Annotated in this window: 7 protein-coding genes; 2 read left to right on the forward strand and 5 right to left on the reverse strand. The window is 53.8% G+C overall.

Annotation, left to right across the window (positions count from 1 at the left end; translation table 11 throughout):
* Positions 1-47 precede the first annotated feature (47 nt).
* The 5 genes from Q4563_RS12010 to Q4563_RS12030 form a co-directional block, all read right to left on the reverse strand.
* On the reverse strand, positions 48-806 hold the full coding sequence (locus tag Q4563_RS12010; RefSeq protein ID WP_303604645.1) for a DUF3108 domain-containing protein: 759 nt from the start codon (positions 804-806) through the stop codon (positions 48-50).
* An 11-nt stretch (positions 807-817) separates the two neighbouring features.
* Entirely contained in the window at positions 818-1,483 is a 666-nt protein-coding gene (gene purN / locus Q4563_RS12015) for a phosphoribosylglycinamide formyltransferase (RefSeq protein ID WP_303604646.1), read from the reverse strand.
* Positions 1,480-2,535 (reverse strand): phosphoribosylformylglycinamidine cyclo-ligase, encoded by a 1,056-nt coding sequence (gene purM, locus Q4563_RS12020; protein ID WP_303604647.1) that lies wholly within the window; start codon positions 2,533-2,535, stop codon positions 1,480-1,482. Before purM ends, purN begins: the two co-directional genes overlap by 4 nt.
* Positions 2,536-2,761: 226 nt before the next feature.
* Positions 2,762-3,532 carry a class I SAM-dependent methyltransferase gene (locus tag Q4563_RS12025; RefSeq protein WP_303604648.1) on the reverse strand — a complete coding sequence of 257 codons (771 nt, stop codon included), beginning with the start codon at positions 3,530-3,532 and terminating at the stop codon, positions 2,762-2,764.
* Positions 3,507-3,731, reverse strand: a complete 225-nt coding sequence (locus tag Q4563_RS12030; RefSeq protein ID WP_215977178.1) for a hypothetical protein — start codon at positions 3,729-3,731, stop codon at positions 3,507-3,509. Before Q4563_RS12030 ends, Q4563_RS12025 begins: the two co-directional genes overlap by 26 nt.
* Before the next feature lie 231 nt (positions 3,732-3,962).
* Between Q4563_RS12030 and Q4563_RS12035 the strand changes: the two genes are divergently transcribed.
* The gene (locus Q4563_RS12035) at positions 3,963-5,087 is read left to right on the forward strand and encodes a DUF2066 domain-containing protein (RefSeq protein WP_303604649.1); all 1,125 of its coding nucleotides are present in this window, start codon (positions 3,963-3,965) and stop codon (positions 5,085-5,087) included.
* Positions 5,080-5,793 (forward strand): DnaA regulatory inactivator Hda, encoded by a 714-nt coding sequence (gene hda, locus Q4563_RS12040; protein WP_303604650.1) that lies wholly within the window; start codon positions 5,080-5,082, stop codon positions 5,791-5,793. Before Q4563_RS12035 ends, hda begins: the two co-directional genes overlap by 8 nt.
* Positions 5,794-6,121: the final 328 nt, after the last annotated feature.

The following is a 6,121-nucleotide window of genomic DNA, read 5'->3' on the forward strand; positions in this document are numbered from 1 at the left end:
ATGTGTGCCTTTGCTGGGTGAATGTCTGTTGAATTAGAGTGAGCGTATCACTCAAAGGCCGAAATTGTTTCACCGTCAACTTCGGATTCGTGAATGTAAATGGTGTAGACCTTGCTCCCTTCTTCCTGCTGCATTCTTACCAGAAGATAGTCGTACTTGGGAGCCATCCAAGCGTAAGTGATGCGATCGTCGTCTTCGCGAGATCGTTTGATTTTCACAGTGTCTACTTTGCCGAGCGGAGTTTCAAGGGTTTCCTCGGCCACAACCTCGAATTGGTAGTGCTTAAGGCGGCCGCCATCGGCAATATCGTAGGCCAGATTCTCGGTTTTTCCTGCAATCAGGTCATGTTGCAGCTGAATTTGAAAGCTGAGTTTGTCCAGTACCCCTGGTTCTATAGTCATTTTCCAAGGTTTGTCTTGAACATTATTGGTGACTTTGCCTGTCTCCCAGTCAAAATCCAGTTTGGCGCTGCGGTCGCGGCCCAGCCCCGAGCGCTCATAGGTGTAACTCGTGGGGCGCAATCGCTCTGGGGTGGGCCAGTCAAAATGGCTGATTTCTTCGATACTGGCTACGAATGAATCGGCAAAAAAGCGCAACTTATGGCCAGAATCAGTCGGGGTCAGCTCGTGGGTAACGGTGATACCAATGCCGTAAGCACGGGCCCGATAGATATTTTTAAACTGTTTGGGCGGTGTCGCTTGGTTTGCAGTTTCGGTGTCAGGCTGCTCTTGTTCTGGGGCGTTAGCGATCACCGCGACGGGCAATAGGCTCAGGCCCAGAACAAAAAGTGTGGGTATCAGTCGCATAGCATCCCTATTTAAACGTTATTGGTCCTTACTTGGTACCCGCTTGCGGGCAAAGGTTCACCCTTAAGTACAGCGGCATTGTTGTGCATGCGAAGTGTGCCCTCAGCAAACCACTTAACCGCCATTGGGTAAATAACGTGTTCTTGGGCTTGCACACGGCTCGCCAGAGTACTGGCATCATCTTCTTTTAATACGGGGACGACGGCTTGAATGGCTGCCGGTCCACCGTCGAGCTCGGCGGTCACAAAGTGAACCGTTACCCCGTGTTCACTGTCGCCCGCATCCAGGGCGCGCTGGTGAGTGTTTAAACCTTGGTATTTAGGCAGTAGGGACGGGTGAATGTTTAACATGCGCCCCAGATAATGCTGAGCAAAATCAGGGGTGAGAATGCGCATAAAGCCTGCCAGTACCACCAGCTGTGGCTCAAAACCGTCGATGCGTTGCGCCAGGGCGCTGTCAAAGGCTTCGCGGCTGGCAAAGCCTTTGTGATCCAGGGTGATGGCCTCAATGCCGGCATCAGTCGCGCGCTCCAAACCTTTGACGCCCGGGCGGTTACTGATAACTGCGGCAATCTCGATGGGCAGCTCGCCTGCTTTTTGTCCGTCTATCAACGCTTGCAAATTGCTGCCGCTGCCGGAAATGAGCACCACGACACGCAAGGGTGACGCCGAACTCATAGGCTAAGACCTTGCAGCTCGACTTGTTCTTCACCCTCGCTGGCCTCACTGATCACACCTACCTTTAAGGCGATTTCACCGGCGTTGGTTAACAGGGTAATGGCTTCATCGGCGCGCTCAGCTGGCACGGCCAGAATCATGCCTACACCACAGTTAAAGGTGCGGTACATTTCGGTAGGCTCGACGTTACCAGCCTTTTGCAGCCACTGAAACACCGGTGGCAGTTGCCACGCCGTAGTGTCAATTACTGCTTTGGCGTTATCGGGTAATACGCGGGGTATATTTTCCAGTAACCCGCCGCCGGTAATGTGTGACAGGGCGTGCACCGGCAGAGTTTTGATTAATTCCAGCAAGGGCTTAACGTAAATGCGGGTAGGGGCCATAAGCGCTTCGGCCAGGGTAACACCGCCGCAATCTTGTTGCAGGTCGGCGTTGGATACTTCGATGATTTTACGGATCAGTGAGTAGCCGTTGGAGTGCGGGCCGGTAGAGGTCAGGCCAATCAGCACATCGCCTGTGGCCACTTTGCTGCCGTCGATAATTTCGCTTTTTTCAACCACGCCGACACAAAAACCGGCCAGGTCGTAATCTTCGCCTTCGTACATGCCGGGCATTTCGGCGGTTTCCCCACCGACTAGCGCGCAGCCAGACTGTGCGCAGCCCTCGCCAATACCGGTGACCACATCGGCGGCCACATCCACATTGAGCTTGCCCGTGGCGTAGTAGTCGAGGAAAAACAGCGGCTCGGCCCCGGCCACGATCAGGTCGTTGACGCACATGCCAACCAGGTCGATACCAATAGTGTCGTGTTTACCCAGATCCATCGCTAAGCGAAGTTTGGTGCCGACACCGTCGGTGCCAGAGACCAGTACCGGCTGGCGATAGCCTTCGGGCAGTTCACACAGAGCGCCAAAGCCGCCGAGGCCCGCCATAACTTCTGGCCGGCGGGTGCGTTTGGCCACACCTTTGATACGTTCAACTAAGTCATTACCCGCGTCGATATCGACACCGGCATCTTTGTAACTGAGGGAGGTAGGGGTGATTTCGCTCATGCGTTGACAGATTCCGTACTGGGCCCGGTCGCAGGTTCGGGCGGGTTGATCTCAAAGGCGCGTATTCTACCGGAAAAGTGCGGCAATTACTTCCGTTAATACGCCGAGATTCAACGGCACTTATAAGAGTGGGTACCCGAGTGGTCTAGGCGGTTATTTCTATCACTCTCAGCCCTCACAGAAGCGTCTGGGGCAAGGCGCGCGAGGGCAGGTTGGGTGGTCCAATTCAAGTGAGCGAACTAGTGTCGTGTCTGTGGCCTCTCCCCGAGGCAAGTGATAAATGCCAGCCCTGCTGCCGCCCGGTCATTAAAGATGCCAAGGGCTGTTGCAGAGTGTCCTGGCGCAGTACGCGAGCATGGGCAGGTAGCGCCATTGAGCCTGTGAGTGCCCGCCGGCGCCCGAATGGCAAAAATATTCGGTTTGGGCAGTCAAAAATCAGTTCAATCGGTTGGCAGGTTGTTGCAGGCTTCAGGGCACTAAGCAAGTTGTACCATTGAGGTTGAGTAAAATGGCTATTGGCCGCTTCACAGATAATCATCACTGGCCGGGCTTGGGTGTATAAAATGGCTTGCAGTTGCCCGGCTATATCTCTGGGGCAGAGTGGTTCGATGCGGTAATTGTCCACTCTGGGCAGTAATCGCTGCTTGCAGGCCGCCCGTTCTGGCCGGTCTAACTCCCACCACTGAAAGCGCGGCCACTCGGCTTGTTGGCTCAAGCGATGAAACCGTGTGTTCAACCCGGCCTCAAGGGCAATAAAAGTTGCGCTCGGGTGGAGCCGGATAAACTCTAGGCAGCGCTGATCGTACCAAAGGCTGCGGGTAATTTGCGTTTTCTGGGCGCGCACTCGGTGGGTGCTTGTCGGCAGGCGCTCCCACAGCTCGCGCGCCGCCTTATCGTAAAGTCGCAGCTCGGGCCACAGGTGGTCGGCCATGGCATGGCTGTACAGGGCGGAGGTGAAGTCGGCGGGAAGCTTAGTTTGGGTTATTGTGTTTTGCATAGCGAATGGCCAAAGAAACGGCGTAACCGGTAATGTATTCGTAGGGGTTGCCAATGCAGGGCAACACCTCGCTGTTTTGCATGGAGTTGAGCGTCTCGGTGGTGACTTTGCGAGCTAGTGGCACCGAGCCAAAGCGCTGGGTTAGATACTTCTGTAATTTGGGTTCGTAATGTCGCAATTGCACAGCTAGAGCATCCATGGGTCAGTCGCGCCTTGGTGGTAAGAGAAAACAACATTAACGCAAATGATAATTATTATCGAATAGGTTTTAATAATTAAGCTGAGCGGATTGATTGTTTTACGCAAGACAACTTCGGCGCGGTGGTTCTCAATTCGGCCAAACGCGGCCGAGTCGGAACAGGAAAGGGCGCAAAGGCAATATTTGCCTGTTACAATGCGCCACTTTCATCATTTTGGATGTCGACACACTGTGACACTGTACCCCCGATTTTTGACACTGGCCTTACTGACCTTTCTTATCGTTGCGCCCGCTGGCGCCGATCAAACCGTTGAATTGTATCGCGCGCAAGAGCTGGTTAAATCGCAATCAGCCGCGCAGCGTGCGGCGGCCGCCAAGCACGCCTTAGAGCGGGTGGTGGTACGAGTTTCGGGCTCCTTAGAAAGTTTGCAATCACCGGCTATTAAAGCGGCATTAACCAACGCGCAAGAGTACGTTTATGAGTACAGCTACGCCGCCAGTGATGAAACCCTAGAGTCGATCAGTGGTGAGAGCATCCCCGCTTCGGCGTTAAACCTTAAGTTTTCCGCCGCACTGATCGAACAGCTATTGCGCGAAGCCGGGCTGCCTTACTGGCCGGCCAACCGTCCTAATGTGTTGATCTGGGCTGTTGCCAATGAGGGCGATGGACTGCAGCTGGTTACCGATCCCGACGCTTGGCAGCAGGTGCGTGAGCAAGCACAGTTGCGTGGGCTACCGGTGACCTCACCGGTGTTTGACTTGGAAGATCACCTGGCTATGTCAGAACAAACGCTTTGGCAGCTCGATAGCAGCCAAATTCGCCAAGCCTCTGAGCGCTATAGCGCTGATGCCATTATCGCCCTACGTTACAGTGAATTGTCCGATGGCCGCTACCGGGGTAATTGGCAATTGCTGCACGGCGAAGGTGATGTCATGTTTGATGGGCAAGCCGATGCCCCTGGCGATTTATTGCAGCAAGCAGTGGATACCATCGCCGATCGTTTTGCCAATATTTACGCTATTCGCCCCAGCGAAAGTGGCTCAGCAAGTATTGCCATGTTTATTGCCAACGCCAACAGTTTTGCCGATTTTAAACGAATTGAATCTTATTTAAATTCACTCGCGGTGGTGCGGCGGGTAGAAATGCATCAAGTCTCCTCTCAGGGGCTTACGCTTAAATTATTTACCGATGGTGATGTAACTCAATTGGAAAACACCTTGGCGCTGAAAAAAATGTTATTGCCTGTCAGCGGCACCAGTCTTAGCGGCAATCGCTACCAAGTGCGCGGTTCCTTGTTAAGACCTTTGCGTTATCGTTTACAACAATCGCTTACCCAAGGGGGGAGCAATGAGTAGTGCTCCGCAACAATTATCCCTGGGAGTTAGCCTTAAAGACGATTCCACCTTTGCCAACTTTTTTGCGCCTGAGCACTCGGTAAATCGGCAAATCGTCGACTGTTTAAAAAAACAAGTCGACGGCGGCGGTGAGCAGTTTGTCTACTTGTGGGGTAGCTCTGGGGCCGGCTTGACACACTTATTACAGGCGAGTTGTCACTACGCCGAGTCGCGCCAGTTAAATGTTCAGTACTTGCCGTTAAGCGATGTGATGGGCTTTGCCCCGGAAGCACTGCTCGAAGGGCTAGAGCATATGGACTTAGTGTGCCTGGATGGCCTGGACGATATTGCCGGGCTAGCCAATTGGGAGTTGGCTTTGTTTAACCTGTATAACGCTCTGCGCGATTCGGGTAAATTGTTGTTAGTGGCCGCCACGCAAAACCCGCGCACCTTGGGCGTGCAGCTGGCCGACTTGCAATCGCGCTTTCAGTGGGGAGTAGTGTACGCGGTCGGCACCCTAAACGACGAAGAAAAAATGCTAGCGCTGAGTAAACGCGCCAAAGAACGGGGGCTAGAGTTATCGGAAGAGGTGGCCAGCTATATCGTGCAACGCGTACCGCGCGATATGAATCAATTGTTTTGCTGTCTGCACAAACTCGACCACGCCTCACTGGCCGAACAACGCAAACTGACCATTCCGTTTGTTAAAAAGACGTTGGGTGTTTAGAGTTGGGGTGGAGCGCTGAACGCAGAACGCAGAACGCGGCACGGTAATAATAGTAGCGGCTAGTGTTTGAAACTGCGCGGGGGCGGCCAACAAAATGCTATTCCGCATTCCGCATTCCGCATTCCGCATTCCGCATTCCGCATTCCGCATTCCGCACAACGCCAAAAAAGGGCGGCTCCTTACCGGGGTCGCCCTTTTTTATGTCACTGCATATGAAGATGAAGGGCGATAATGCTTGACACCACCAAGCACCAGCGCAACACAATATTGTCCAGCGTCCAGCGTCCAGCGTCCAGCGTCCAGCGTCCAGCGTCCAGCGTCCAGCGTC

This window comes from Gilvimarinus sp. 1_MG-2023 (assembly GCF_030548285.1).

Excerpts from the sequence above, each read along its gene's own strand:
- Q4563_RS12010 (WP_303604645.1), bottom strand. The coding sequence starts at position 806 with ATGCGACTGATACCCACACTTTTTGTTCTGGGCCTGAGCCTATTGCCC.
- purN (WP_303604646.1), bottom strand. The coding sequence starts at position 1,483 with ATGAGTTCGGCGTCACCCTTGCGTGTCGTGGTGCTCATTTCCGGCAGC.
- purM (WP_303604647.1), bottom strand. The coding sequence starts at position 2,535 with ATGAGCGAAATCACCCCTACCTCCCTCAGTTACAAAGATGCCGGTGTC.
- Q4563_RS12025 (WP_303604648.1), bottom strand. The coding sequence starts at position 3,532 with ATGCAAAACACAATAACCCAAACTAAGCTTCCCGCCGACTTCACCTCC.
- Q4563_RS12030 (WP_215977178.1), bottom strand. The coding sequence starts at position 3,731 with ATGGATGCTCTAGCTGTGCAATTGCGACATTACGAACCCAAATTACAG.
- hda (WP_303604650.1), top strand. The coding sequence starts at position 5,080 with ATGAGTAGTGCTCCGCAACAATTATCCCTGGGAGTTAGCCTTAAAGAC.